The sequence below is a fragment of the Acinetobacter seifertii genome (assembly GCF_000368065.1).
Taxonomy (GTDB): domain Bacteria; phylum Pseudomonadota; class Gammaproteobacteria; order Pseudomonadales; family Moraxellaceae; genus Acinetobacter; species Acinetobacter seifertii.
In genome coordinates this window covers 39,760-65,823 of the sequence record NZ_KB851203.1, presented here as the reverse complement: position 1 = coordinate 65,823, position 26,064 = coordinate 39,760, and the positions used below count along the sequence as shown (strand labels likewise).

Below are 26,064 nucleotides of genomic sequence, written 5' to 3'. Positions count from 1 at the left end.
CAATGATTTTATAAATTAATTTTCTTTTTAATTAAATTATTTATAGTTGCTATCTATATTCCATATTTGACTTTAATTTACCAGAAAGTCAAAAAAAGCGCACATGAGCGATCTCAGTGCACTTTTTCATTTCTACATTAAAAATTGTTTCTCAAGAAAACAAATATTGATAAACAATATAGGCAGCCAGTTTTGCTGTTCGATTGTCCAAATCAAATTTTGGATTGCACTCGGCAATATCTAAAAGTTTGATTTTGCCAGTCTCTTGAATATGCTTAAAAATTGCTTCAAAAGTGGCTAAATCAATTCCTTTTACGGCTGGCGCACTGACCCCCGGTGCAACCGCAGCCGCGAAGACATCTAAATCAATCGTAACGTACAGGCAATCTACTTTTTCAATAAAAGCATCTACCGCTGCAAGCACGTTGTTTAGGTTAAAAATATTAACCTCATGATCGCGTAAATATGAACAATTTAAAGCATCGGCCGTATCAAACAAAACTTTAGTATTGGCATGGTTGGCAACCCCAATACATAAATAATTAAATTGTTTTTGATGCTGTTCTGAAAGCCTTGCTGCTTGTAAAAAAGGTGTGCCAGAGGTGGCATGCTCTGCTTCACGCAAATCAAAATGGGCATCAAAATTAATAATGCCTATTTTTTTATCTGGCGCGTGGGCTTGTACATATTGGAACAGACCACTAAAGCTACCAAATGCAACTTCATGCCCACCGCCCAACACAATCGGCTTTAAACCATTTTGCAGGTTGTTTGCGACTTGTTCAGCTAACTCGCTTTGTGCTTGCTCTAAATTCTCATATTCACAAGTCACTGTACCCAAATCGACCAGACTCACTGGGCGATGAATCGGTAAGTTAGCCAGTTGTGTACGAATCGCATCTGGCGCATCGGCAGCACCAACTCGGCCTTTGTTACGTTTCACGCCTTCATCAGAGCTAAAACCAATCAGGGCAAATTCGGCATGTTGTGTTTTATTTATAATATGGTGAATACGTTGATGTGCTTCACCCTCGCCATCATGTCGGCCTTGCCATTTAAATGTGTGATTCATATGACACCGTTTAAAAAATAACTTCTTGTCCATGCTGAACGACTCGCTTAGGCAAATCTCCGCCAAGCCAGTAAACAATTTCAGATGGATGCTCAATATCCCAAGCCACAAAGTCAGCGACTTTACCTTGCTCTAAACTGCCGTGCGTTTGCTCTAAACCCAGCGCTTGTGCCGCATGAATGGTGACACCCGCTAATGCTTGCTCAGGCGTTAAACGGAAGAGCGTACTGCCCATATTCAGCATTAAACGTACAGAAAGTGCAGGAGATGTACCCGGATTTAAATCACTCGAGAGCGCAATACGCACGCCATGCTTAATCAGGCTTTCAATCGGTGGGTATTGTGTTTCACGTAATAGGTAAAAGGCACCCGGCAATAACACAGCAACCGTACCCGACTCTGCCATAGCTTTGACATCATCTTCGGTCATGTACTCTAAATGGTCGGCTGACAAAGCATGATAACGCGCTGCCAAGCTTGAACCACCTAGCGATGAAAGCTGTTCAGCATGAAGCTTAACGGGTAGGCCCAATGATTGTGCCGTTTTAAAAACACGTTCAACCTGAGCGGGTGAAAATGCCAAATGCTCGCAGAACGCATCTACAGCATCGACTAAACCTTCAGCATGCAATTTAGGCAGCATTTCTGTACAAATATGCTCAATATAAGCATCGCTTTGATCTTTGTATTCTGGCGGTAAAGCATGAGCAGCCAAACAGGTGCTTTTTACCGTCATCGGTAATTTTTCACCAATTTGACGGATCACACGCAACATCTTGCGTTCATTTTCATAATTGAGTCCGTAACCAGACTTAATTTCGATAGTCGTTACACCGTCTTGCTGCATACAGCGAATACGCTTAAGGGCTGATTTAAGTAATTGTTCTTCGCTAGCTTCACGCGTTGCGCGTACTGTACTTGCAATACCGCCACCGCTCGCTGCAATTTCAGCATAACTTACGCCTTCTAAGCGCTTTTCAAACTCAACACTACGGTTGCCACCAAAAACACTATGCGTATGACAGTCGATGAAACCTGGGGTTACCCAAGCGCCATTTAAGTCAACTGTTTCGGAGTAAGTGTCGGCAGGAAGTTGTTGTTGTTTTCCAATCCAATGGATGAGATGCCCTTCGGTAACAATTGCAGCATCTTCGATATAAGAATATTGCCCATTTTGCATGGTGGCAATATGGCAGTTCTGCCAAAGTTTTTTCATTAGCCTATCCTCGAAACTGCCCAACAGTAAAACCATTGGGCAGTTGATTTGTTAGCTTTCCATTTCTATGTTTTGCTGGACAGGCTCACTTTCCTTTCCCAAGCTTTGCTCCGGCTTTACCCAAATGCGATACGCAATGGTTAACAGAGCAAGCCATGCCGCACCTACATAAATTGCAGGACGCGAGTCTGGGAAGTAACCCATCATCACTAAAATGAACACCATAAACCCGATTGCGAAAGCAGGAGCATATGGCCAGCCAAATACAGGGAAATCAAGTGCCTTAATTTCAGCAGTAGATAATTTACGGCGCATTGCCACTTGCGAAAGCAAGATCATGAGCCATACCCAAACAGTTGCAAACGTTGCAATTGATGCAATGATGACAAATACATTTTCAGGAATCAGGTAGTTCAGCACCACACCAATTAACAGCACGCCAGCCATAACCACAACAGTCATCCAAGGCACACCATTACGTGAAAGTTTCTTGAACACTTGCGGTGCTTGACCACGATTTGCCATACCGTACAACATACGGCCTGCACCAAATACATCACTGTTAATTGCTGAAATTGCAGCAGTTACCACCACAACGTTTAAAATATTTGCAGCAGATTTAATGCCTAAGTTTTCAAAAATTTGTACAAACGGACTGCCTTGGCTACCAATCTGGTTCCATGGGAAAATCGACATCAGTACAAAAATAGTGAGTACATAGAATAGTAAAATACGGACTGGAACAGCATTAATTGCTTTTGGTAAGGTGGTTTTTGGGTCTTGTGACTCACCTGCAGTTAAACCAATGATTTCGATACCGCCAAAGGCAAATACAACTACAGATAAACATGCCACTAAACCTGCAATACCATGCGGCATGAAACCATCATAAATCCATAGGTTTTGAAGCCCCGGTACAACATTGCTGTGATCAACATGGAAGCCATAAAACATAAGGCCTAAACCACCGATAATCATGGCAACAATGGCACTGACTTTGACAATTGAAAGCCAAAATTCGAGTTCACCAAAGACTTTTACATGAATAAGGTTGATTGCGCCTAGGAACATAATAAGAGACAAAATCCAGATCCACCGCGGTACATCGGGATACCAGAACCCCATATAAATACCAAACGCAGTGACATCGGCAATTGCAACAATCACCATCTCAAAAACGTAAGTCCATCCTGTGGTAAAACCAGCCAATGGACCAATGTACTGAGATGCATAGTGGCTGAATGAGCCAGAGACAGGGTTATGGACAGCCATTTCACCCAGTGCGCGCATAACGATATAAATTGCAATCCCTGCAACGATATACGCAAGTAATACTGAAGGCCCTGCCATTTTGATGGCAGTTGCCGAACCATAGAAAAGCCCAGTTCCAATTGCTGAGCCCAATGCCAAGAAACGAATATGGCGGGTGTTTAAACCCCGCTGTAGTGTGGAGTTTTGTGACATTTTAATCTCCAATCCTTGAGGAAATTTAGTTGGATTCGGCCACTCCATGTGACCGTTTTATCAATCACACTTCAGATAAACTAGGGAGCAGTTTTGGAATGAGTAACTTGTTTAGGCAACCACTCGCAAGCAATTCGCTAGCTTGTTCGATATCCGGAGCAAAGAAACGATCTTCGCTGTAGTAAGGAACTTGATCGCGCAAGATTTTACGAGCTTGTTCAAGTTTAGGCGAGCTTTTTAAACCTTCACGGAAGTCTAAACCCTGACAAGCGCCTAACCATTCAACAGCTAAAATGCCACGAACGTTGTCAGCCATGTACCAAAGACGCTTACCGGCATTCGGAGCCATCGATACGTGGTCTTCTTGATTGGCAGAAGTTGGTAAGCTATCAACGCTTGCAGGATGTGCAAGTGCTTTATTATCGCTCGCAAGTGCAGCAGCTGTCACTTGTGCAATCATAAAGCCTGAGTTAACACCGCCATTTGCAACCAAGAATGGTGGAAGTTGTGACATGTGGCGGTCCATCATCATCGAAATACGACGTTCAGACAGTGAACCAATTTCAGCGATCGCCAATGCTAAATTATCTGCCGCCATTGCAACAGGTTCTGCGTGGAAGTTACCTCCAGAAATCACATCACCTTGTTCAGCAAAAACAAGCGGGTTATCCGATACAGCATTTGCTTCAATTTCTAATACTTCAGCAGCCTGACGGATTTGCGTCAAACATGCACCCATCACCTGTGGTTGGCAACGTAAAGAGTACGGGTCTTGAACTTTGCTACAGTCTTCATGTGAATGTGCAATTTCACTTGAGTCTGTTAATAGGTCACGATAAGCCGCAGCTACATCAATTTGACCACGTTGGCCACGTACTTCGTGAATACGAGCATCGAATGGGGCACGTGAACCCAACATTGCTTCAACACTTAAACCACCACAAACCGTTGCAGCAGCAAACAAGTCTTCAGCTTCAAACAAGCCACGTAATGCATAAGCAGTTGACACTTGTGTACCGTTTAAAAGTGCCAAACCTTCTTTAGCAGCTAAAGAAATTGGTTCTAAACCTGCAACTTTTAAAGCTTCAACGGCTGGTAACCATTCACCCTTATAACGCGCCTTACCTTCACCAAGTAACACTAAAGACATGTGTGCAAGTGGTGCCAAGTCACCTGAAGCACCTACTGAACCTTTTAGTGGAATGTGTGGGTAAACTTCAGCATTAATTAAAGCCAACAAAGCATCAATTACTTTACGACGAATACCAGAGAAGCCACGCGCCAAGCTATTTGCTTTTAATAGAATAATTAAACGAACCATTGCATCATCAAGTGCTTCACCTACACCTGCTGCATGCGAAAGAACCAATGAACGTTGTAACTTTTCTAAATCTTCAGGAGCGATTTTGGTTGACGCGAGTAAGCCAAAGCCTGTGTTAATACCGTAAGCTGTACGCCCTTCATTTACAATTTTCTCAACGCAAGCCACACTTGCATCAATTGCAGATGAAGCACTTTCATCCAATTTCACTTTGATCGGGTTGAGGTACGCTTGACGTAAATCGGCTAAGGTCAGTTTTCCCGGTTGGATAAGTAATTCCATGTTGGCTTCCTAATTTTTTGCACTATATTCTGCTGAGACGGTGCTTTTCACAATTGCAAAAAGCACCGCTAGTTCTTCCATGTATTTTTATTGCGTGATCATTGGCAAGTGTAAGCCTTGCTCTTTGGCACAGTTAATCGCAATTTCATAACCTGCATCGGCATGACGCATAACACCTGTTGCAGGGTCATTGGTCAGTACGCGAGCAATACGTGCAGCAGCTTCATCTGTACCATCACACACAATCACAACGCCTGAGTGTTGAGAGAAGCCCATACCTACACCACCACCGTGATGTAAAGACACCCAAGTTGCGCCGCCTGCTGTATTTAACAACGCATTTAATAAAGGCCAGTCTGATACTGCGTCTGAGCCGTCTTGCATTGCTTCAGTTTCACGGTTTGGACTTGCAACCGAACCTGAGTCTAAATGGTCACGACCAATCACAACTGGTGCAGACAATTCACCGCTACGAACCATTTCGTTAAATGCCAAACCAAGTTTTGCACGTAAGCCTAAACCAACCCAGCAAATACGCGCTGGTAAGCCTTGGAAGCTAATGCGTTCACGCGCCATGTCTAACCAGTGATGTAAATGCTCATCATCAGGAATTAACTCTTTAACTTTGGCATCTGTTTTATAAATGTCTTCTGGGTCACCAGAAAGTGCTGCCCAACGGAATGGACCAATACCACGGCAGAACAATGGACGGATGTATGCAGGTACGAAGCCTGGGAAATCAAAAGCGTTTGCTACGCCTTCATCTTTCGCCATTTGACGGATGTTATTACCATAGTCAAATGTTGGGACACCCATTTTTTGGAAATCAAGCATCGCTTGTACGTGCTTCGCCATCGACTGTTTTGCAGCTTTTACCACAGCTTCCGGTTCAGTTTTCGCGCGTTCACGGTATTCATCCCAAGTCCAACCTACTGGTAAGTAGCCATTGAGTGGATCGTGTGCACTTGTTTGATCAGTCACCATGTCTGGACGTACACCACGGCGAACAAGCTCAGGTAAAATTTCAGCAGCGTTACCATGAAGCGCAATTGAAATTGCTTTACCTTCTTTTGTATAGCGGTCAATACGTGCTAAAGCGTCGTCTAAATCAGTCGCTTGTTCGTCTACATAACGAGTACGTAAACGGAAATCGATACTTGCTTGTTGGCATTCGATGTTTAAAGAACATGCACCTGCAAGTGTTGCAGCTAGAGGCTGAGCGCCACCCATACCACCTAAACCAGCAGTAAGCACCCAACGACCTTTTAAATCACCGTTGTAGTGTTGGCGGCCTGCTTCAACGAAAGTTTCATATGTACCTTGTACAATGCCTTGGCTACCAATGTAGATCCATGAACCTGCTGTCATTTGACCGTACATTGCTAGTGCTTTTGCATCTAACTCGTTGAAGTGTTCCCAGTTTGCCCAGTGTGGTACAAGGTTTGAGTTTGCAATTAAAACGCGTGGTGCATCTTTATGAGTTTTAAACACACCAACTGGTTTGCCTGATTGAACCAATAAAGTTTCGTCAGTTTCAAGATTTTTTAGCGTATCTACAATTTTGTCGAAACATTCCCAGTTTCGTGCTGCACGACCAATACCGCCGTATACAACTAACTCTTTCGGGTTTTCTGCAACATCCGGATCAAGGTTATTCATCAACATACGTAATGGGGCTTCAGTTAACCAACTCTTAGCCGTTAATTCAGTGCCGCGTGGTGCACGAATTTCTACATCACGAAATTTTGTTGTCGTTGTTGTCACAGTCGGACTCCTTCCTTTGAGCTTACATCAGCAGAACATCACTTGTTTCTGCATTTGTATAGTAATGTATTAACTTGTATATACATCCATATACTACACAAATATTTTCCGCCGTGAAGAGGGTGACTCATATTTTTTTAATAAAATTGAATAAGCTTATGAATTAAATTAATTTATTTTTATATCTAGCATAAAAAAAGCACATATCCTCTAATAAGACATGTGCTTTTTAAGACGTAAATAATGTCTTTTTATCGTTGAATTAACTCAATGACATAGCAGCTTTTAAGTTGTTTTTTGGGAAAATTGATTGATGTGACACCAGATTTTTTCTCAATTTTTAATGTCTCATGAGCAGCAATCTGAACGGAATGATCATCCACATTTACTTGTGTTTCACTACCCTGATTAAAAATAAAAATCAGGTCTGCCGAACTTATAAATGTCTGCTCCGCTGCATCATTCAACCACTGAAAACGGGCATGAAACTTTGAAGGATCATAAATTAAATTTAAATCTCGAATTACCCCATTTACAAGTTCACTTTGAACCTGACTCTCACCATGAAAAGCAAAAATATCGCCTTGGTTTAGCGTTTTGGCTGGAAGATCATCGACATGCAATACCATGCCCTGTCCATCGAGTACGCTAATAATGCGTTGCTTATTTGGAAAAAACGAAAATGGTCCGGAAGTGGTCACATCTGCCATCGAAATGCGCCAATCGAAATCGGCTTCACCTTGGCTTCTGGCAATTTCTAAAGTGAAACCCGCACCGTTTTTCCAAAGCATTTTTGTATATTGATCGGCCCTGATCAATTCAATCATGGATTAAATTTCCCTTCGAGATAATAACGACTACCCGGATAAATCAGACGTGCACTTGAAATGAGCTGTTTGTTTGACCATGTACGGCGACGGATGAGTAAACACGGTTCAGCTTTAGTAATCTTCAACCATTTACACTCTTGAGTAGATGCTAAAACCGCCTCAACAATGTGTTCACCTTCTGACACAGGCGCTTTTGCCATGAGGTAAGCATTTGGGGTAATGGTTTTAAAATCTTGTTGTAGATAATCTGGAATAAGCGCTGCATCAACCAAACGATCTTCGACCTGAACAGGTACATCATTTTCATAATGCACAATAATCGAGTGAAATAATCTTTGCCCTTCACGAGTCTGCATTAAAACGCTTTGCTCTGCATTTGCATAAATTTGTTCTAAGACTAAAACTTCAGCATGGTGCTTATGGTTTCGTGCAATAATCTCATCAGCGATATTATTAATTTGAAAAAGTGCAGTTCGACCTTGCCCTTCAGCAACGAAAGAACCAACACCTTGAATACGTACCAATAAACCTTCAGTTGTTAATTCACGTAGCGCACGGTTTACCGTCATACGGCTACAGCCGAGTTGATTAACCAGTTCACTTTCAGAAGGAATTTTTTTATTTACAGCCCAAGAGCCTTCATAAATCTTTTGTGAAATCAGTTGTTTTACGCGTTGATATAAAGGAACTGGACTATCAGCTTCAATCGAAAGCTCAGTATGTTCTTGTTTTGATGTTCTGGGCATAACTAATTACTCAAAAAAGGCAGCAGGCAAAACAGTATTTTAGTTGACATGCTATGTATATACAACCACATACAACATGTTAATTTATGAATTAAATAGATTTTAAAAAGTTTAAAAAATAAACATAGCTCAATAAGAGCTAATTTAAAGTTTTATGTAGAGAAATTCAAATATATAAGGGATTTATCAATATTTATTTAATAGTGATTTCTGCTATGCCTGTGCCCAATTCATGGATGTAAAAAGTATAGGCTTTTCTGGTTTACCAAATGCTGCTTAAAATTTTTATTTAAAATAACTGATCGATAGTATTCTTCTGCCACACAGTATATTAATAAAGCTGGAAGCACATCCAATGCGTAATTATAAAATAGATATTCTGCGTGGAATGTCTATCCTGTTGGTTCTTTTACATCATTTTAATATTCCTTATAAACTTAAAGATACATGGTTAGGTTTTGATTTTTTAGGTGAAGCATTTAGTACTGTCATCGCAAGAAATGGAAATTATGGCGTCACTATGTTTTTTGTGATTTCAGGTTTTTTAATTACCCATCACACGTTAAAACGAGACAAACAGTTTTCTGCAATTAACCTCAAGCATTTTTATATCCGACGGGCAGCACGTATTTTACCGTGTCTGATATTACTCATTTTAGGGGTCAGCATACTTGGGTCATTTGACTTAAAACCCTTTATGAACCAAGCACCCAATGGCATTGAGGTTTCCTATCCCTTAACCATATTTGCAGCTTTAACCTTCTGGATGAATATCCTGATTATTAAATTCGGTTGGGTAAACTATGCTTTGGGTGTGTTGTGGTCACTCTCTGTAGAAGAAGTTTTTTACTTTGTTTTTCCATTATTGTGCCTGTTCACACGTAGTAATAAGGTCTTTATTGCTGTACTTGCTGGAGTGATTTTATATGGACCTTATTTTAGATCTCTGCATTTTGGGGAAGAAAGCGGCGCCTATTTATATCATTATTTTTCAAGTTTTGATGGTATAGCGATTGGCTGTTTAACGGCGATTTTTTCTCATACATATCGACCAAACTGGACTTATAAAAAACCTCTTTCATGGCTAATTATTTTGAGCATGACCGCGCTATATTTATATGCGCCAATTAAAGAAGTCAGCACATGGGGTATTAGCTTATTTGCTCTTGCCACAGGCTTACTGATTTTGTGTTTTCAGCACCCTTCCGAAACACAGGCGCATAACCCATTGACTAAAGTGATGGTCTGGTTAGGGCAAAGAAGTTATGAAACTTATTTGTTTCATCTGGTTGTACTGGGTCTTATGAAAGTTGCCTTTGTTCCGGCTCAAACCGACGCTAGCATCAAAATTATGCTTTTAATTGGCTATCTAGTTCTAACTTTTGTTATTAGCGCAGCGATTGAAAAATATTATTCGACACCGCTTAACAGCTATATTCGAAAGATTTTCATTAAAGACAAATCATAAAAATAAGCCCCTTTAAATCAGGGGCTTTTGTTTTATTAAGCGATCAACATAGTTTCATCATCTTGCTTAAAAGGGTTCGACCAGTTCTGCCAAGCTTGTGGTCCTAAAGCCATTTCTTCATCACTTAATAAACAACGGTCTAAGCGTTCTATTAAGGCTTGCTCATCCATTTGCATACCAATTAAAACCAGTTCCTGACGTGCATCACCTGTACGAGCGTCCCAATTTTTCTTAATTTGCTCAATGCTGGCTAGGTCACTCGGCCAATCTTCTTCTGAAACAGCAGCCCACCAATAACCTGCTAGGCCGTGTCGAGCCATTGCACCCGCTTGCGACCATGAATAAGCTAAGGTAGGGTCAGCAGCCAACCAGAAAAAACCTTTAGAACGCACGACTCCTGGCCATTCTGACTGAACCAAATCATAAAAACGCTCTGGATGGAAAGGTCGGCGGGCACGGTAAACAAAGCTACTGATGCCATACTCTTCAGTCTCTGGCGTATGCTCGCCACGTAACTCTTTTAACCAGCCCGGCGCTTGTGCGGCTTCATCAAAGTCAAATAACTGTGTATCTAAGATTTTATCTAAAGCGATCTTTCCAAATTGAGCAATCTCAATTCGGGCACGCGGGTTTAAAGTTTTTAAAATTGCGATGAGCTGGTCTTGCTGCGCCTGATCAATCAAATCAATTTTATTCAGCACAATTACATCACAAAACTCGATCTGATCAATCAGAAGGTCAACCACAGTTCTTTCATCATGCTCACCCAAGGACTCGCCACGTTGTTGCAGGGAGTCTATTGAACTGTAATCTTTCAGAAAGTTAAAAGCATCGACTACCGTGACCATAGTATCAAGTCGAGCAAACTCATTGAGTGAGTTTCCATCTTCATCTTCAAAGGTAAAGGTTTCTGCAACAGGCAGTGGTTCTGAAATACCCGTCGACTCAATCACCAATTGGTCAAAGCGCCCTTCATCGGCTAAGCGTCTCACCTCAACCAGCAAATCTTCTCGTAGCGTGCAGCAGATACAACCGTTACTCATTTCAACCAGTTTTTCATCTGTCCTTGAAAGCTCCGCCCCACCTTCGCGTACTAATGCCGCATCAATATTTACCTCAGACATATCATTAACAATCACGGCAATACGGCGGCCTTCACGATTATTTAAAATATGGTTGAGTAATGTGGTCTTTCCTGCACCCAAAAAGCCTGATAAAACAGTGACTGGAAGCTTGGCAAATGAGTTGGCGATTGCAGTGTGCATGGCTTGATCTCTTCGAATAATATTTAAACTGATCATGGCTGGCCATTGAAATATGGCCAGATCACAGGCGTAATCTATTTCTAAACCACAATAATGTTATGTTATAACATAACTATTGATCAAGTTTTTATTCTGCTTTTATTCAAACCAACTCATTTAGTCTTTGAAAGAATTGCTTTTATAGTCACTGACAAATCGAGGTTCTATAGTGATGGTCAGGTCCCCATGATCGGAAGCCTTGGCTATCAATATGAATTTGTCCCGAAGCATAAACACCCAGACCCATATTAAGAGCTTGTCCCTTGGTTTCCCAGAACTGACAAAGTTTAGTTTTGGTTTGCTGAATATTGAATTGGTCTAAGTCGCTAGGCTGTTCTGGTCCAATTCGAAAATCAAGCGCTGCATTAAAGACATGTCGAGAAGCATCTGCACCACCTGCACAGCGGTTTAAAGATAAAGCTCGATAGGCTGATGTCACTTCAAAATCATTAATCACACCATCATCAACCAATGCTTTTAAAATGCTAAGCGTAGGAACGATGTTGGACCAAATCTCTCTCGGTGGCACCGCATAAGGCTCGACTCCACATTTTTGCCAGTCACGAGCTGAACGCAATAACTCATAATCTGGGACTAAATTGGCAAGCCCTTTTTGCTTAAGAAATTGCTTATAAGCTTGTACAGACTGCGCATGATCTGCGGTTGCAATCCAAACAATATAATCTTCGGGTTGTTGTTTTATTCTTACCACTGTTTTAGATGGCTGAGGCAAAGAGTGAGGATGCTTAGAAACCGTTGGCTTAGGTGTTTGAGTCGTACACGCGGTAAGAGAAAGTAAGATTAAACCTAAATAGGAATATTTCATAAATATGTTGCTCCTCCCTCAACATCGGGAAGCCTTAGTTATTCATTCAACAGATGTTATAATATAACAATTATAAAGTCCTTTAATTTCTGTTGTAAATTTTAAAAATAAAAAAGGACGTATTAATACGTCCTTTTTAGTTTCTAACTCAGACCTGATTACATATCTGCTTCTAAAGCATGTACAGGCTGCTCAGCTTTTAACTTACGGCGTTTAAATTGATAAGCCACCATTAAGCACAAAATCCATCCCGGAATCATCATCACAGCCACACGCATATCTGGCGTTAGCGACATGACAACTAAAATTCCAAGCATAAATACCATGCAGAGATAGTTGCTAAATGGGTACATGAAACTTGGGAATTTCGTAGTTTGACCTTGGCGCATCATAAACTTACGGAATTTTAAATGTGTCCATGAAATTACGACCCAGTTAATCACAATCGCTGCAACCACGAGCATCATGAGTAAGCCAAACGCTTTTTCAGGGAAAATGTAATTTAACAACACACATAAAATAGTGACTGCCGCAGAAAGGATCACTGCATTGGTTGGAATACCGCGTTTATTAATACGTGCAAATACTTTTGGTGCATTTCCTTGCTGAGCAAGGCCTAACAACATACGGCTACTGCAATAGCTTGTACCGTTATAAACTGAAACCGCAGCAGTCAAAATCACGAAGTTAAGTAAAGTCGCAACACCTTGGCTGTCTAAAGAAGCAAACACCATTACAAAAGGACTGCCACCTTGTGCCATTTGATTCCAAGGGAATAATGAGAATAAAACAAGAAGCGTTGCAATATAGAAAATCAAAATACGATAGATAATCTGATTTACCGCTTTAGGTAAGGTTTTGTCTGGGTCACGTGCTTCAGCCGCAGTAATACCGAAAAGCTCGATACCGCCAAAAGCAAAAATAATGACTGCCATTGCCATCACCAAGCCTTCAACACCAAACGGGAAGAAACCGCCTAATGCCCAAAGGTTACTGATACTTGCTTGTGGCCCTGCTGTATCGGTTGCAAGTAAATACGAACCGAAAGCAATCATGGCTAAAATTGCTAAGATTTTAACAATGGAAAACCAAAATTCCATTTCGCCAAAAAACTTAACGTGCAATAAATTAATACCATTAATGAGAATAAAGAACGTTAGCGCGGATGCCCACGTTGGGATTTGCGGCCACCAATATTGAATATACAGACCAATTGCACTTAACTCTGCCATACATACCAGTACGTTAAGTACCCAGTAGTTCCATCCTGACATGAAGCCTGCAAATGGTCCCCAATATTTATAAGCAAAATGACTAAAAGAACCACTTACTGGCTCTTCGACCACCATTTCACCGAGCTGGCGCATCATTAAAAAAGCAATAAATCCTGCAATCGCATAACCCAAGATTACCGATGGACCTGCCAATTTAATCGATTGTGATATACCAAGAAACAGCCCTGTACCAATCGCTCCACCCAATGCAATCAGCTGGATGTGACGATTACTCAAACCGTGTTTCAGGTTTCCTTGCTCTTGTGTTGACATATGATTATTCTCATCCTTGTCACGTAATTTTTTTCCAATAAATTACGTATATCATAAATTGATCAGATTTTCATAGAGATTGATGAAAAAATAATTGCGTTACTTTTCTCATAACCGCGCATGAAAACAGAAAATGCAAGAAATAACAATTATTATGCAATGTGTAATTAAATTATGTATTGCGTAATTTTATGAATTCAGTATTATAAGAACCATGAAGCAATTGGTTGTGCTCGGTCTATATCAAACTCATAAGTAAAAAAATGATCTAACCAAGGTTAAAACTTATTGAGTAGCTCAGTCCCTAGACCGAACTTTTATTTGTATAAGACACGAGATGAAGACAAGGAAGCGAAAATGGAACAAAAACTAAACTCTTTTATTGAAGTTTCACCTCAATCTGATTTCACTATTCATAATTTGCCTTATGGTATTTTTAGTAGAACAGCCGAAGGCGAGCGTCAGGTCGGTGTAGCTATTGGTGATTGGGTCATTGATCTCGCTGCTCTTGAAAAGCACGGTCTTTTAAAACTTTCAGATCAAGACACATACTTTAACCAGCCTACACTGAATAAATTTATTGAATCCGGCAAAGCTAACTGGTCTAAAGTTCGTAAAACATTACAGTCTCTTCTTTCAGTTGAAAATTTAACGCTTCAAGAAAATGAAGCATTACGTCAGGAAGTTCTAGTTAAGCAAGACAGCGTGACTTTACATTTACCTGTTCGCGTACCTGGCTATACCGATTTTTATTCTTCCAAAGAACACGCGACCAATGTCGGCTGTATGTTCCGTGACCCTAAAAATGCCTTGCTTCCAAACTGGACCGAATTACCTGTAGGTTATAACGGTCGTGCTAGCTCTGTTGTAGTGAGCGGAACTCAAGTGGTACGCCCATCAGGTCAAATCAAACTTCCAAATGAAGAACGTCCAGTTTTTTCTGCAACGCGTAAACTCGATTTCGAACTTGAAACAGCATTTATTGTGGGTAAACCAACTCAATTGGGACAGCCTATCTCGATTGAAAATGCTTGGGACCATATTTTTGGAATGGTTCTGCTAAACGACTGGTCAGCACGTGATATTCAGCAATGGGAATATGTTCCTCTTGGCCCATTCAATGCGAAAACTTTTGCAAGTTCAATTTCACCTTGGGTGGTAACGCTTGAAGCACTTGAGCCATTTAAAGTTGAAGGCCCGAAACAAGAACCAAAACCACTGGCTTATTTACAAGAAAATGTCGCAAATAGTTATGACATTAACTTGAGTGTTGAGATTCAAACACCTAAATCAGCACAAGCTGATGTGATCTGTAAAACCAATTTTAAATATATGTATTGGTCTATGTCTCAGCAGCTGACTCACCACACGATTGCTGGCTGTAACGTTCAGGTTGGTGACTTAATGGGTTCGGGTACCATTTCAGGTTCTACACCTGACTCTTATGGCAGCTTGCTTGAGCTGACTTGGAATACCACCAAGCCTTTAACACTTGCCAATGGTGAAACTCGTGGTTTCTTACAAGACGGCGATACGCTCATTATGAAAGGTCACTGTGAGAAAAATGGTATCCGTATTGGCTTTGGTGAAGTCCGAAACACTGTACTTCCTGCATTAGATTTTGATTTTGCAGAAACTTCGGAGCCAGATTATGAAGCTGTATAGTTACTTTCGTAGCTCTGCAGCTTACAGAGTACGGATTGGTCTCAACATTAAAAGTCTCGCTTATGAAACTGCACCAGTTCATTTGGTTAAAAATGAGCAGCAAAGTGAAGACTATTTAAAGTTAAATCGCAGTGCCTTAGTGCCAACTTTAGTGGACGGCGATTTAACCTTGTCACAGTCATTAAGTATTTTGGAATATCTGGATGAACAATATCCAGAAACCAAACTACTTCCAAATGATGTGAAAGAGAGAGCCAAAATCCGTGCTTTTGCACAAGCAATCGCTTGCGATATTCACCCCTTAAACAACTTACGCGTACTGAAATATTTAAAAAATGACTTAAATGTTTCAGATGAGCAGAAAAATTATTGGTATCAGCACTGGATTATTGAAGGCTTTCAAAGTCTTGAGCAGCAACTTCAAGATTCAAACGGACAATTTTGCTTTGGAGAACAAGCAACGATTGCCGATTGCTGCCTGATTCCACAAGTCTACAACGCGAAACGCTTCAAGATAGATTTATCTGCGTTTCCAAAAATTGAATCAATTTATCAACATTGTTTGTCTATCCCAGCCTTCTATAACGCGGCGCCAGAACAACAACCAGATTGGGAATAGTAAAAGGAGTTTCAACATGACATTTGCCATTAAAAAAATACATCACGTTGCATATCGTTGTAAGGATGCGAAAGAAACTGTTGAGTGGTATAAAAAAATGCTCAACATGGACTTTATCTTAGCTTTTGCTGAAGACCATGTTCCTTCAACGAAAGCCTTTGACCCTTATATGCATCTATTCCTAGATGCTGGTCAAGGCAACGTTTTGGCATTTTTTGAATTACCAACTCAACCAGAAATGGGTCGAGACGAAAATACACCTCAATGGGTCCAACACATTGCTTTTGAAGTTGAAGATTTAAATGCCCTAATGGCTGCGAAACAACATTTAGAAGAAAATGGCGTGAAAGTGTTGGGCGTGACAAACCATGGAATTTTCCACTCAATTTATTTCTTCGACCCAAATGGCCATCGTTTAGAACTGACTTATAACGATGTTCATGCTGAAGAAAAAATTGCAAAAATTACTGAAGAAATGAAAGCTGAAATGTTAGATGAATGGAGCAAAACCAAACGCGCTCCACACCACACTCACTTCTTACATGAAGAAGAGTTAGGAACCTAATTTTAAAACAGCAAACTAAAAAATCGGCATTGATTAGAATTGTTTGAATAAACGTTTCTATATCAATGCCGATTTATATTATTTAAAAACGCTAAATTTCTAGAAAATTGCGCTATAAATGAGAGCATAGTGATTTTAGAAAATTGTTGATTATTAAACATGCCAATTTCGCTAATAGAAAAAGGTGATTTCTATTTCTCGCGAGGCTCAGGCATGATGTAAATCGCAGCAATTTCAATTTATGTTTTGATCGTCACTGTTTAACAGCTGAAGTAAATTTATTAAGGGTATTTAAATGATTGAAGAAAAAGTATCTGGGGGGGTTCAATCACTTGAAGTCGGTTTATCTGTACTAAACGCCCTTTTGGAACACAATCAACCTATTATTCTCAAAGATCTATCTAGCAAGCTAGAAATGCATCCGGCTAAAGTACACCGCTATCTGGTTAGCCTTATTCGTATGGAATATGCAAAACAGCTTGATGATGGTCAATACGCCCTAGGCGATCAGGCATGGCGCTTAGGTCTAAACTGTGTTCAACATAGCGACACACTACAGCTCGTACAGCATTTAATTTACGACCTACAAAACAAAATTGGTTGCGGCATACAAATTAGTAAATGGTCGCCTAAAGGCCCTGTCGTGGTTCAGTCAATTGAGTCTAACCACCCTATTTCGATTGTTACTAAAGTCGGCTCGATTATGCCTTTAGTCAATTCTGCTGCGGGACGTTTATTTGCTTCTTATCTTCCAGAGCATTTTGTTCGTCCCTTAATGGAAGCCGAATGGCAAAAGCACCATGAACTTGGACTAAATATTGCGCCGCACAACTGGCAAGAATTTTTAGAACTTAAAGAAACCATTCGCCAGCAACAAATGTCAGCAGCGAAAGGTGATTTACTCACAGGTATTAACGCAGTAGGTCTACCAGTATTTAACTCAAACCAGAGCATTGAGTTTTGTATTGTGGCACTGGATAGCGAAATGTTTTTACCCGTCGACCCACAAAGTAAAATTATTGAAACGCTTAAAAATGAGATTAATTTAATTAATCAATATATTAAAAGCCGCTAATCAATAGCCATAAAAAAACCAAGAGCACTGCTCTTGGTTTTTTTAGATTAGAGACAAAGCAAAACTTATTTTGCTTCGAGAACGCCACGGCGAATTTGGTCACGTTCAATCGATTCAAACAGTGCCTTGAAGTTACCTTCACCAAAACCGTCGTCATCTTTACGTTGAATGAATTCGAAGAATACTGGTCCAATCATGTTTTGAGAGAAGATTTGCAATAAAAGCTTCTTCTGACCATCTTTAGTATTACCATCAAGCAAAATACCGCGCTGCTGTAATTCATTAGTCGGTTCGCCATGCTCAGGTAAACGGTCTTCCAACATTTCATAATACGTGTTTGGTGGTGGAGTCATAAATTGAAGACCCAAACCTTTTAACTTATCCCAAGTCGAAATTAAGTCATCACAAATAAACGCAATATGTTGAATACCTTCGCCATTAAAATCAGCTAAGAATTCTGCAATTTGACCGTTACCCTTGTCTGAGTCCTCATTTAAAGGAATACGGATCATGCCATCTGGAGCAGTTAACGCTTTAGATGTTAAACCTGTATATTCGCCTTTAATGTCGAAGTAACGAATTTCTTGGAAGTTAAAAATCTTCTCGTAGAAGTTCGCCCAGTACTCCATACGGCCTTTGTAGACGTTATGAGTTAAGTGGTCAATTTCATTTAAACCAGCACCTTCTGGGTGACGCTGTGCATCATCAAAGAAAACAAAGTCATTTTCATAAATGTCACGGTCAACCAAGAAGATTGGCATGCCACCAATACCTTTAATTGCCGGAATGTTAAGCTCCATCGGCCCAATATTAGATTGCATTGGTTCTGCACCAAGCTCAACAGCCTTTTTAAAAGCTTTTGCCGCATCACGTGTTTTGAATCCCATTGCGCAAGCAGATGGACCATGCTCATTAAAGAAGAATGAAGCATAAGATTCTGGCTGATAATTCAGGATAATATTGATATTTCCTTGACGCCATAAGTACACTTTTTTCGATTTATGCTTGGCTACTTTTGAAAAGCCGATGGTTTCAAAAATTGTATCTAATTCATTTTCTTTTGAAACAAACTCAATAAATGCAAAACCGCATAGTTCTAATGGGTTCTCTAAAATATCCATCTAGTTTCCCTCTGGTGATTACCTGATCCGTTTATTTCTGCTGATCTGGTCAGCTCCTTTCTCTATAGAATACGCATTTGCTGGGAGAGTGTTTGAACCGTCAAAATGCCTTAGCCCAACGCATCCTATGAGAAAAAAACCAATAATTAAAACGATGATTGAGTGAGCACAAAGCCAATGATTAATTTCCCTTCTATATGGTGTTTATTTTCCATACACACAGTCCTTTCTTATCTAAAAGTACGATTGAGATTTTTCAATAAACCTTTAAAAATCGCCTTTTCCTAAAGTCATTCCTAGATTTATGGAGGCCAACATCCTTGTTGGACCTCCAATGGCCATTTACCTTAAAACAGATGCTACTAAAAACAATTAAATTATGCAATACATAATTTAATTATGAATTGTGTAATTTATTAATCAAATTACGCCGTTTGTTTGCGCCTGATTTAGATTTCATATTTTATAAATCATTGGGTACACTCACATGGCTTTTAAAGTTCTAACGGCGGAAAACTCATGCTTTTAATCAGTGCCTGTTTAATTGGTGAACCTGTACGTTATGATGGTCAATCATGCCTGCACACTACACTTCAGCAATTATTTTTAAATAAAAAAGCCCACGCACTTTGCCCAGAGTTATTAGGTGGATTTAGCACCCCTCGTCTACCCGCAGAAATTGTGGGAGGAACAGGTCAAGATGTGCTTGATGGCAAGGCAAAAATTACTGATTCATCTGGTTTAGATGTAACCGAGCTATATTTAAAAGGCGCCTACCGCACTTTGGAAATTGCACAGCAAATAAAAGCAAGTTGTGTGGTTTTAAAAGAAAACAGTCCATCTTGTGGCAGTCAAAAAATTTATAACGGTACTTTTCAAGGCGAGAAGATTACGGGTGTTGGGATTACCACAGCACTGTTACAGCGCCATGGTTTTAAAGTGATTTCTGAAAACGAAATTGAAGAATGGTTAGCAGCACATCCCCTTTAACCATTGTCTGCTCAATCAAAGTCCTCTTAATTGTTTTCTAAAACGGAAACACAAAGCACTCAATATACAAGCTACTAAATAGCTTATGACTGCCATACTCCAGAAACCATAAATTCCCATTGCAGAAATCGAATGACTCCCCCAATACAGCCCTTTATAGGCCATCCACCAGCCACCACCCAATCCGAAACATAGCACCACGACTAAAAAAATCAGCATGGGTAAAATTGAGACATCCCAACAGCGCAGCAAAGAGGTGAGTAAGGTCATGAAGCCATCTAGAAAATGAGATATACAGACAATTAACAGCAGTGATGCAGCCAAAACCTGCACAGCCAAATCATCTGAATAGAAGGTGACAATTAAGTCCCGCTCCAACCATAAACCTAGGGACAGACTGCCACTCACTGCCATAATTACCCATATACTTTGTCTGGCAATTTTGTTTGCTTCTTCCATGTTGCCACTGCCCATAGATCGCGACACCAAAATGCTATAAGCCGAGGCAATTGAGGAGGGAAAAATAAACATAAAACCACCCGTGCTCGCGACAATTTGATGGGCTGCTGACACCACACTCCCAAAAGGCAAAATCAAAATAGCCACCGAACAAAATGCAACAACATCCATCAACGCCATGATCGCGGTAGGTATTCCTATTTTTAAAATCATACGCAGACTTTGTCGGCCATCTTCAACCGAACGTTCTGGTTGCTCAATAAAAATGTAGCTTTTCTCTAGGAAAAACAGGTAATAAACAGCCAACATAAACCACCGTACAATGAGAGTGGCTAACAAAGCCCCTATTGCACCGAGTGGTGGAATTGAAAATGAAGCGACACCATAAATCAAAAGATAGGACAAAATAATTTTAAGAATGAAAAAAATGCTATCTGATAGTAAAACCTTATGCGCATTTTCAGTGACCTGAGACAAAGCTGTACATAGGCGCATCAGTAAATGCGCAGGTAAAATAAATACCAAGACCCAAATACAGTTTTTAGTAATTGAAACCACATGTTCAGATGCACCAAATAATTTTGGTAAATCACGGAACAAGTAAAGCAAGCCAATACTCACCAATGCCGAACATAACATCAGCCAAATGCCTTGAATAAAGATTTGACGAATATGGGGTATGTCGTGGCAACCATATGCTTGTGAGAGCTTGAGTATCACACCTTGCAAAACACCCATCCCAATAACATAAATCACTGTATATAAAGATAAGGCTACCGATAATGCGGCGACATGGTCATTACTAAAATGCCCTACATAAGCAATATCAACCAATCCACTTAAAACTAGAATTAAATTGCTTGAGAGCATGGGAATAAATAATTTAAAAATCTGGTTCATCAAAAAAAGCCTTATTTTTTTCTTTGCGATTTATGTTGATATTCACGTTATTTTTAGTGCATCAATTCAAAGCAAAAGACATACCAGTTCTAAATTCAGCTTCCTCTAAAATATTCTTTAAATAAAAAAGCCAAACTATTCGTTTGGCCTTCTTTTGCAATGTATGTTTTTCTACAGTTATTCTTGTTTGTGTTTACTTGCCCAATAAGTGGCAAGCGCAGGACCAGAAATATTGTGCCAAAGGCTGAAAATTGCGCTTGGTACAGCCGTAATCGGGGAAGCCGCAAAATGCACTGCTGCAAGCGCCACGCCTAAGCCTGAGTTTTGCATACCGACTTCTACCGCAATTGCTTTACTGTCTGCATAAGGCAATTTAAAGAAACGAGCTGCGGTAAAACCTAATAAATAACCAAATCCATTATGCAGTATCACTACCGCCAAAATAAGCAAGCCGGATTGAAAAATAGCTGCTTTGCTCCCACCAATAATGGCTGCCACAATCGCGACAATTGCAATCACTGAAACTAACGGCATAACTTGAATATAGGACTCGACCTGACGTTTAAGCCAAGTTCGCAAAATCAGACCAATCACAATAGGCAGTAGCACCACCTGCAAAATTGAAATAAACATCGAAGCTGCATCAATCTTTAACCATTGGCTGGCCAGCAGATAGAAAATTGCAGGAGTTAATAGAGGTGCTAAAAGTGTTGATACCGATGTACAGGCGACCGATAAAGCCACGTTGCCCTTGGCCATATAGGTAATCACGTTTGAAGCTGTTCCGCCTGGGCAACACCCCACTAAAATAACGCCGACTGCAATTTCAGGCGGTAAATCAAATAATTTACACAGAATAAATGCTAAACCGGGCATCACCACAAACTGGGCAACCACTCCAATCAACACCGCTTTAGGGCTTTGCAATACCCCTTTAAAGTCATCAACGGTCATGGTCATTCCCATACCGAGCATAATAATCCCTAAGATCCATGGGATGTACGCTTTAAGCCAGACAAAAAACTCAGGTTGCCATAGTGCTAGAGCCGCAAAAACGATGACCCATAAAGCAAACGTTTTCTGAACAAATTGAGTAAAACGTAATAATCCAGACATGCTGTTCATCCATATCAAATCGCAATTAAAGCCCAAACAACATGAGCACTCTCTCTAACATTCACTCAACAAATCAGTCGATTGAATACGGACAACACCCTGTTGCTGCATCGCTTGCCATGCCTGTTCTAAAGAGCCGTTCAGATTAATACCTTTACAGGCATCTTCAATCACTAAAGTTTTAAAGCCGAGTTGAACTGCATCTAAAGCAGTCCATGCGACACAAAAGTCCGTAGCAATTCCGACCACATAAACCGTATCAATGCCGCGCTCTTTTAAGTAACCCGTTAAACCCGTCATTGTACTGTGGTCTGCTTCCATAAAAGCCGAGTAGCTATCAATATGAGCATGAAAGCCTTTTCGGATAATCAGCTGGGCCGTTGGGATATTCAAATCTGGATGAAATTCGGCATCATGGCTACCTTCTACACAATGTTTAGGCCAAAGCACTTGCGGTCCATAATCGAGCTCAATGGTTTCAAATGGCTGTTTACCCACATGGTTGGTAGCAAAAGAAATATGATTATCTGGATGCCAATCTTGTGTCAGAACGACATTTTCAAAACAACGCGCCAATTGGTTAATGGTTGGAATAATTGTATCGGCGTCGGCAACTGCTAAATTTCCACCCGGCGTAAAACCATTTTGTACATCAACTACGACTAAAGCCGAATTTTGTGGTTGTTTCTTCATTTTCATGCCATCTTAAGTCCCATTCGGGAAAAATATGCATTTTATCTTGCCATAAAAAAGACCGTAGCAAGTAAGGATTCGCAGAATTGAACCATATTGTCATATTTACTGTCTTTTACTTGAAATGATCAAATTGGCATTCTATGTTTTGCTCAAGTTTACATAGGGTTTATCAGTTAAGCATATTGTTCTTATGCGTCTGATCAGTCATAATTTGCATAATTGTCATTCAACAATCTGTTATTGTTAGAACTGGACAATCAAAATACTGCAACCATCCCACATTTTGTTTTTCTTACCTCAGATTCGGATGGATAAATAGGATATTTTTTAAAATGACTCAGCAAGCACAGACCATTCAAGGCTCAATCGTCGCAATTGTCACTCCCATGTTGAAAGATGGCGGTGTAGATTGGAAGGGTCTTGAGAAGCTGGTTGAGTGGCACATAGAACAAGGTACAAACAGTATTGTAGCCGTCGGTACAACCGGCGAAGCCTCAACATTGAGCATGGAAGAGCACACACAGGTTATTAAAGAAATTATTCGTGTAGCCAATAAACGTATTCCAATTATTGCCGGTACTGGTGCAAACTCAACCCGCGAAGCAATCGAATTAACTAAAGCAGCTAAAGACCTCGGTGCTGATGCCGCTTTACTTGTAACACCATACTATAACAAACCAACCCAAGAAGGCCTTTTCCAACACTATAAAGCGGTTGCCGAAGCTGTTGAATTACCTCTTATTCTTTATAACGTACCGGGTCGTACAGGCGTAGACTTGTCAAACGATACAGCGGTACGTTTAGCAGAAATTCCTAACATTGTAGGTATTAAAGACGCAACAGGTGATGTGCCTCGTGGTAAAGCTTTAATCGATGCTTTAAACGGCAAAATGGCTGTTTACTCAGGTGACGATGAAACTGCATGGGAACTTATGCTTCTTGGCGCAGATGGTAATATCTCGGTTACTGCAAACATTGCACCTAAGGCAATGAGCGAAGTATGTGCGGTTGCAATTGCTAAAGATGAGCCACAAGCGAAGACGCTTAACAATAAGATTGCAAATTTACACAATATTCTATTTTGCGAATCTAACCCAATTCCTGTGAAATGGGCACTACATGAGATGGGACTGATTGATACTGGTATTCGTTTACCACTCACTCCTCTCGCTGAGCAATATCGCGAACCTCTCCGCAATGCCCTAAAAGATGCGGGAATTATTTAATAAGAGCAATTTATGATGCAATTACGTCTTGGTTTAGTCCTTGCAGTTTCAGCCTTAAGTTTAGCTGGCTGTGGTCGCTTCGCACTCAATAATCACTCTTTAGATTATAAAAAAGCAAAGCAACTCGCCCCGCTTGAGTATCCTGCCGATGCAACTGTACGACCAGCGACGCCTTTGTATCCTGCACCAACAGTAGACCAGCTCGCTATCGATCACGCACCGAAGTTTGAAAACAAGCGTGGCAATCGTTTTGCATTGCCTCGCCCTGAACAAACTCAAGGTGATACAGCAGATACATCTGCTCAATCAGGTAGCGCGCTTAGTCGCCCTCAACTTGTAACAGATGGTAATAAAAACCCACTGTTAAAAATTGATGGAAGTACTGCTGAAATTTGGCAATACACCAAAGCAACCCTAAGCACGTTAAATTACAACATCATCGCTCAAGGCAGTAATCAAGCGACGATTAAAGTAAATGACAAAACTTATGTGCTTAAACTGACTGGTGTTGGCTCTAGTCATAGCCTTGCTCTCTTTAATCCAGACAACACTTTTGCAAGCCCTGAAGTTGCGGCAGAAGTGTTAAACCAGATTTACCAAAATTGGCCAGCCTAGTCGTTTACTAGGCATTTTTTTTTAAAAGGTTCCCTCATGTTAAAACAAACCTTGCTCTATACTGGTAAAGCAAAATCTGTATATGAAACAGACAATGCCGACCATCTGATTTTAGTCTTTCGTGATGATGCCTCTGCGTTCAATGGCGAAAAAATCGAACAACTAGATCGTAAAGGCAAGGTGAACAACCGTTTTAACGCCTTCATCATGGAAAAACTTGCTGCTGCGGGTATTGAAACGCATTTTGAAAAATTGCTTTCTCCAACTGAAGTTCTTGTTAAAAAACTTCAAATGATTCCTGTTGAATGCGTAATTCGTAACTATGCAGCTGGTTCTCTATGCCGTCGTTTAGGTGTAGAAGAGGGTAAAGAACTTACTCCTCCTACATTTGAATTGTTCTACAAAGATGATGGCCTAGGCGATCCAATGGTTAACGAATCTCAAGCGATTGCTTTAGGTTGGGCGACTGCTGAACAGTTAGAACAAATGAAAGTGTTAACTTATAAAGTAAATGATGTATTGAAAGCATTATTTGCTGAAGGCAACATGATCTTGGTGGACTTCAAACTTGAATTTGGTGTTTTCCATGACCGTATCGTACTTGGTGACGAATTCTCTCCAGACGGTTGCCGTTTATGGGACAAAGACTCTAAGAAGAAACTCGACAAAGACCGTTTCCGTCAAGGTTTAGGCGGTGTTGTTGAAGCTTATGAAGAAGTTGCAGCTCGTTTAGGCGTAGATTTATCTGACATCTAATTAGCCAGACTTTAGTAAGAAACCGAGCTGAATTGCTCGGTTTTTTATTTTCTAGGCACTAAAATTCAGGGAAAGTAGACAGATCTGTATATTTAATTAAATTATTACTTGCACAATATAAAAGCAAAGCACTAAAATCTAAAAAAACATTAATTGCATCACAATAATTAAATTTAAAGTATGGTGAGCCCTATGGAACTACTTAAGCCTGAAAAGAGATTAATGAATCACTCGATACAGTTTGGTGAAAATCCATTAGTGATTTTATCTAATTTTAGCGACTCTGCTTTGAAACAAGGTTGGAGCGAAGCTGAAGTGGAAACCGTCATTTCTGAAGCTTCTCAAGGTGACTATATGAAACTCATAAGGACTTTGAGAACATATACCTTACTTTAATTATTGTTACTGCTGTTATCTGATT

General features: G+C 40.3%; 24 protein-coding genes. 10 read left to right on the top strand and 14 right to left on the bottom strand.

What is annotated here, in order from left to right:
• Positions 1-151: 151 nt before the first annotated feature.
• The 7 genes from hutG to hutC all read right to left on the bottom strand — a co-directional run bounded on the left by hutG (position 152) and on the right by hutC (position 8,695).
• On the bottom strand, positions 152-1,072 hold the full coding sequence (hutG, locus tag F985_RS20365) for a formimidoylglutamase (RefSeq protein WP_025469219.1): 921 nt from the start codon (positions 1,070-1,072) through the stop codon (positions 152-154).
• 10 nt (positions 1,073-1,082) lie between these two features.
• Positions 1,083-2,288, bottom strand: coding sequence for an imidazolonepropionase (gene hutI / locus F985_RS20360; RefSeq protein WP_004704782.1), 1,206 nt, complete (start codon positions 2,286-2,288; stop codon positions 1,083-1,085).
• Between the two features lie 51 nt (positions 2,289-2,339).
• The gene (locus F985_RS20355) at positions 2,340-3,752 is read right to left on the bottom strand and encodes an amino acid permease (protein ID WP_004704780.1); all 1,413 of its coding nucleotides are present in this window, start codon (positions 3,750-3,752) and stop codon (positions 2,340-2,342) included.
• A gap of 64 nt (positions 3,753-3,816) precedes the next feature.
• Positions 3,817-5,355 carry a histidine ammonia-lyase gene (gene hutH, locus F985_RS20350; protein WP_004704779.1) on the bottom strand — a complete coding sequence of 513 codons (1,539 nt, stop codon included), beginning with the start codon at positions 5,353-5,355 and terminating at the stop codon, positions 3,817-3,819.
• An 87-nt stretch (positions 5,356-5,442) separates the two neighbouring features.
• A complete protein-coding gene (gene hutU / locus F985_RS20345; RefSeq protein WP_002054061.1) occupies positions 5,443-7,119 on the bottom strand; it encodes a urocanate hydratase in 1,677 nt (558 codons plus the stop codon).
• Between the two features lie 251 nt (positions 7,120-7,370).
• A complete protein-coding gene (locus F985_RS20340; RefSeq protein WP_004704778.1) occupies positions 7,371-7,946 on the bottom strand; it encodes a HutD/Ves family protein in 576 nt (191 codons plus the stop codon).
• Entirely contained in the window at positions 7,943-8,695 is a 753-nt protein-coding gene (hutC, locus tag F985_RS20335) for a histidine utilization repressor (protein WP_004704777.1), read from the bottom strand. Before hutC ends, F985_RS20340 begins: the two co-directional genes overlap by 4 nt.
• Positions 8,696-9,050: 355 nt before the next feature.
• On the opposite strand from hutC, the gene F985_RS20330 reads away from it, so the two are divergent.
• Positions 9,051-10,163, top strand: coding sequence for an acyltransferase family protein (locus F985_RS20330; RefSeq protein WP_004704775.1), 1,113 nt, complete (start codon positions 9,051-9,053; stop codon positions 10,161-10,163).
• 35 nt (positions 10,164-10,198) lie between these two features.
• Here F985_RS20330 and zigA read toward each other — a convergent pair whose 3' ends face one another.
• The 3 genes from zigA to F985_RS20315 all read right to left on the bottom strand — a co-directional run bounded on the left by zigA (position 10,199) and on the right by F985_RS20315 (position 13,840).
• A complete protein-coding gene (zigA, locus tag F985_RS20325) occupies positions 10,199-11,464 on the bottom strand; it encodes a zinc metallochaperone GTPase ZigA (protein WP_025469218.1) in 1,266 nt (421 codons plus the stop codon).
• Between the two features lie 148 nt (positions 11,465-11,612).
• Positions 11,613-12,293, bottom strand: coding sequence for a D-Ala-D-Ala carboxypeptidase ZrlA (gene zrlA / locus F985_RS20320; protein ID WP_004704772.1), 681 nt, complete (start codon positions 12,291-12,293; stop codon positions 11,613-11,615).
• Between the two features lie 158 nt (positions 12,294-12,451).
• Complete coding sequence (locus F985_RS20315) at positions 12,452-13,840, bottom strand: amino acid permease (RefSeq protein WP_004704770.1); 1,389 nt, start codon at positions 13,838-13,840, stop codon at positions 12,452-12,454.
• Positions 13,841-14,197: 357 nt separating this feature from the next.
• On the opposite strand from F985_RS20315, the gene fahA reads away from it, so the two are divergent.
• The 4 genes from fahA (at position 14,198) to F985_RS20295 (ending at position 17,764) form a co-directional block, all read left to right on the top strand.
• Positions 14,198-15,505, top strand: a complete 1,308-nt coding sequence (gene fahA / locus F985_RS20310) for a fumarylacetoacetase (protein ID WP_004704767.1) — start codon at positions 14,198-14,200, stop codon at positions 15,503-15,505.
• The gene (gene maiA / locus F985_RS20305; RefSeq protein WP_004704760.1) at positions 15,492-16,124 is read left to right on the top strand and encodes a maleylacetoacetate isomerase; all 633 of its coding nucleotides are present in this window, start codon (positions 15,492-15,494) and stop codon (positions 16,122-16,124) included. The genes fahA and maiA overlap by 14 nt, the downstream gene beginning before the upstream one ends.
• Positions 16,125-16,140: 16 nt before the next feature.
• A complete protein-coding gene (locus F985_RS20300) occupies positions 16,141-16,689 on the top strand; it encodes a VOC family protein (protein WP_004704758.1) in 549 nt (182 codons plus the stop codon).
• Between the two features lie 295 nt (positions 16,690-16,984).
• Entirely contained in the window at positions 16,985-17,764 is a 780-nt protein-coding gene (locus F985_RS20295; RefSeq protein WP_004704756.1) for an IclR family transcriptional regulator, read from the top strand.
• A gap of 65 nt (positions 17,765-17,829) precedes the next feature.
• On the opposite strand, the gene hppD is transcribed toward F985_RS20295, so the two are convergent.
• On the bottom strand, positions 17,830-18,885 hold the full coding sequence (gene hppD / locus F985_RS20290) for a 4-hydroxyphenylpyruvate dioxygenase (protein WP_004704754.1): 1,056 nt from the start codon (positions 18,883-18,885) through the stop codon (positions 17,830-17,832).
• A gap of 519 nt (positions 18,886-19,404) precedes the next feature.
• Between hppD and F985_RS20285 the strand changes: the two genes are divergently transcribed.
• Positions 19,405-19,875, top strand: coding sequence for a 2-thiouracil desulfurase family protein (locus F985_RS20285; RefSeq protein ID WP_004704752.1), 471 nt, complete (start codon positions 19,405-19,407; stop codon positions 19,873-19,875).
• A gap of 15 nt (positions 19,876-19,890) precedes the next feature.
• On the opposite strand, the gene F985_RS20280 is transcribed toward F985_RS20285, so the two are convergent.
• From F985_RS20280 to pncA, 3 genes are all read right to left on the bottom strand, one after another.
• Positions 19,891-21,234 (bottom strand): MATE family efflux transporter, encoded by a 1,344-nt coding sequence (locus F985_RS20280; RefSeq protein WP_004704748.1) that lies wholly within the window; start codon positions 21,232-21,234, stop codon positions 19,891-19,893.
• Positions 21,235-21,411: 177 nt separating this feature from the next.
• A complete protein-coding gene (locus F985_RS20275; RefSeq protein WP_004704746.1) occupies positions 21,412-22,350 on the bottom strand; it encodes a bile acid:sodium symporter family protein in 939 nt (312 codons plus the stop codon).
• 54 nt (positions 22,351-22,404) lie between these two features.
• Positions 22,405-23,049, bottom strand: a complete 645-nt coding sequence (gene pncA, locus F985_RS20270) for a bifunctional nicotinamidase/pyrazinamidase (protein WP_004704744.1) — start codon at positions 23,047-23,049, stop codon at positions 22,405-22,407.
• A gap of 329 nt (positions 23,050-23,378) precedes the next feature.
• Here pncA and dapA point away from each other — a divergent pair, with 329 nt between their 5' ends.
• The 4 genes from dapA to F985_RS20250 all read left to right on the top strand — a co-directional run bounded on the left by dapA (position 23,379) and on the right by F985_RS20250 (position 26,039).
• Positions 23,379-24,272: a 4-hydroxy-tetrahydrodipicolinate synthase gene (gene dapA, locus F985_RS20265; protein ID WP_004704743.1), complete on the top strand. Its 894-nt coding sequence runs from the start codon at positions 23,379-23,381 to the stop codon at positions 24,270-24,272.
• A 15-nt stretch (positions 24,273-24,287) separates the two neighbouring features.
• Positions 24,288-24,887: a lipoprotein-34 precursor (NlpB) gene (locus tag F985_RS20260; protein ID WP_077165362.1), complete on the top strand. Its 600-nt coding sequence runs from the start codon at positions 24,288-24,290 to the stop codon at positions 24,885-24,887.
• Positions 24,888-24,923: 36 nt separating this feature from the next.
• Complete coding sequence (purC, locus tag F985_RS20255; protein ID WP_002119240.1) at positions 24,924-25,643, top strand: phosphoribosylaminoimidazolesuccinocarboxamide synthase; 720 nt, start codon at positions 24,924-24,926, stop codon at positions 25,641-25,643.
• Between the two features lie 192 nt (positions 25,644-25,835).
• Positions 25,836-26,039: a hypothetical protein gene (locus F985_RS20250; RefSeq protein ID WP_025469217.1), complete on the top strand. Its 204-nt coding sequence runs from the start codon at positions 25,836-25,838 to the stop codon at positions 26,037-26,039.
• Positions 26,040-26,064: the final 25 nt, after the last annotated feature.

Excerpts from the sequence above, each read along its gene's own strand:
- F985_RS20280 (WP_004704748.1), bottom strand. The coding sequence starts at position 21,234 with ATGAACCAGATTTTTAAATTATTTATTCCCATGCTCTCAAGCAATTTA.
- maiA (WP_004704760.1), top strand. The coding sequence starts at position 15,492 with ATGAAGCTGTATAGTTACTTTCGTAGCTCTGCAGCTTACAGAGTACGG.
- F985_RS20285 (WP_004704752.1), top strand. The coding sequence starts at position 19,405 with ATGCTTTTAATCAGTGCCTGTTTAATTGGTGAACCTGTACGTTATGAT.
- hutC (WP_004704777.1), bottom strand. The coding sequence starts at position 8,695 with ATGCCCAGAACATCAAAACAAGAACATACTGAGCTTTCGATTGAAGCT.
- zigA (WP_025469218.1), bottom strand. The coding sequence starts at position 11,464 with ATGATCAGTTTAAATATTATTCGAAGAGATCAAGCCATGCACACTGCA.
- hppD (WP_004704754.1), bottom strand. The coding sequence starts at position 18,885 with ATGGATATTTTAGAGAACCCATTAGAACTATGCGGTTTTGCATTTATT.
- F985_RS20275 (WP_004704746.1), bottom strand. The coding sequence starts at position 22,350 with ATGTCTGGATTATTACGTTTTACTCAATTTGTTCAGAAAACGTTTGCT.
- fahA (WP_004704767.1), top strand. The coding sequence starts at position 14,198 with ATGGAACAAAAACTAAACTCTTTTATTGAAGTTTCACCTCAATCTGAT.
- F985_RS20315 (WP_004704770.1), bottom strand. The coding sequence starts at position 13,840 with ATGTCAACACAAGAGCAAGGAAACCTGAAACACGGTTTGAGTAATCGT.
- F985_RS20295 (WP_004704756.1), top strand. The coding sequence starts at position 16,985 with ATGATTGAAGAAAAAGTATCTGGGGGGGTTCAATCACTTGAAGTCGGT.
- F985_RS20330 (WP_004704775.1), top strand. The coding sequence starts at position 9,051 with ATGCGTAATTATAAAATAGATATTCTGCGTGGAATGTCTATCCTGTTG.
- hutI (WP_004704782.1), bottom strand. The coding sequence starts at position 2,288 with ATGAAAAAACTTTGGCAGAACTGCCATATTGCCACCATGCAAAATGGG.
- pncA (WP_004704744.1), bottom strand. The coding sequence starts at position 23,049 with ATGAAAATGAAGAAACAACCACAAAATTCGGCTTTAGTCGTAGTTGAT.
- dapA (WP_004704743.1), top strand. The coding sequence starts at position 23,379 with ATGACTCAGCAAGCACAGACCATTCAAGGCTCAATCGTCGCAATTGTC.
- F985_RS20250 (WP_025469217.1), top strand. The coding sequence starts at position 25,836 with ATGGAACTACTTAAGCCTGAAAAGAGATTAATGAATCACTCGATACAG.
- hutH (WP_004704779.1), bottom strand. The coding sequence starts at position 5,355 with ATGGAATTACTTATCCAACCGGGAAAACTGACCTTAGCCGATTTACGT.
- hutG (WP_025469219.1), bottom strand. The coding sequence starts at position 1,072 with ATGAATCACACATTTAAATGGCAAGGCCGACATGATGGCGAGGGTGAA.
- F985_RS20340 (WP_004704778.1), bottom strand. The coding sequence starts at position 7,946 with ATGATTGAATTGATCAGGGCCGATCAATATACAAAAATGCTTTGGAAA.
- zrlA (WP_004704772.1), bottom strand. The coding sequence starts at position 12,293 with ATGAAATATTCCTATTTAGGTTTAATCTTACTTTCTCTTACCGCGTGT.
- purC (WP_002119240.1), top strand. The coding sequence starts at position 24,924 with ATGTTAAAACAAACCTTGCTCTATACTGGTAAAGCAAAATCTGTATAT.
- F985_RS20260 (WP_077165362.1), top strand. The coding sequence starts at position 24,288 with ATGCAATTACGTCTTGGTTTAGTCCTTGCAGTTTCAGCCTTAAGTTTA.
- F985_RS20300 (WP_004704758.1), top strand. The coding sequence starts at position 16,141 with ATGACATTTGCCATTAAAAAAATACATCACGTTGCATATCGTTGTAAG.
- F985_RS20355 (WP_004704780.1), bottom strand. The coding sequence starts at position 3,752 with ATGTCACAAAACTCCACACTACAGCGGGGTTTAAACACCCGCCATATT.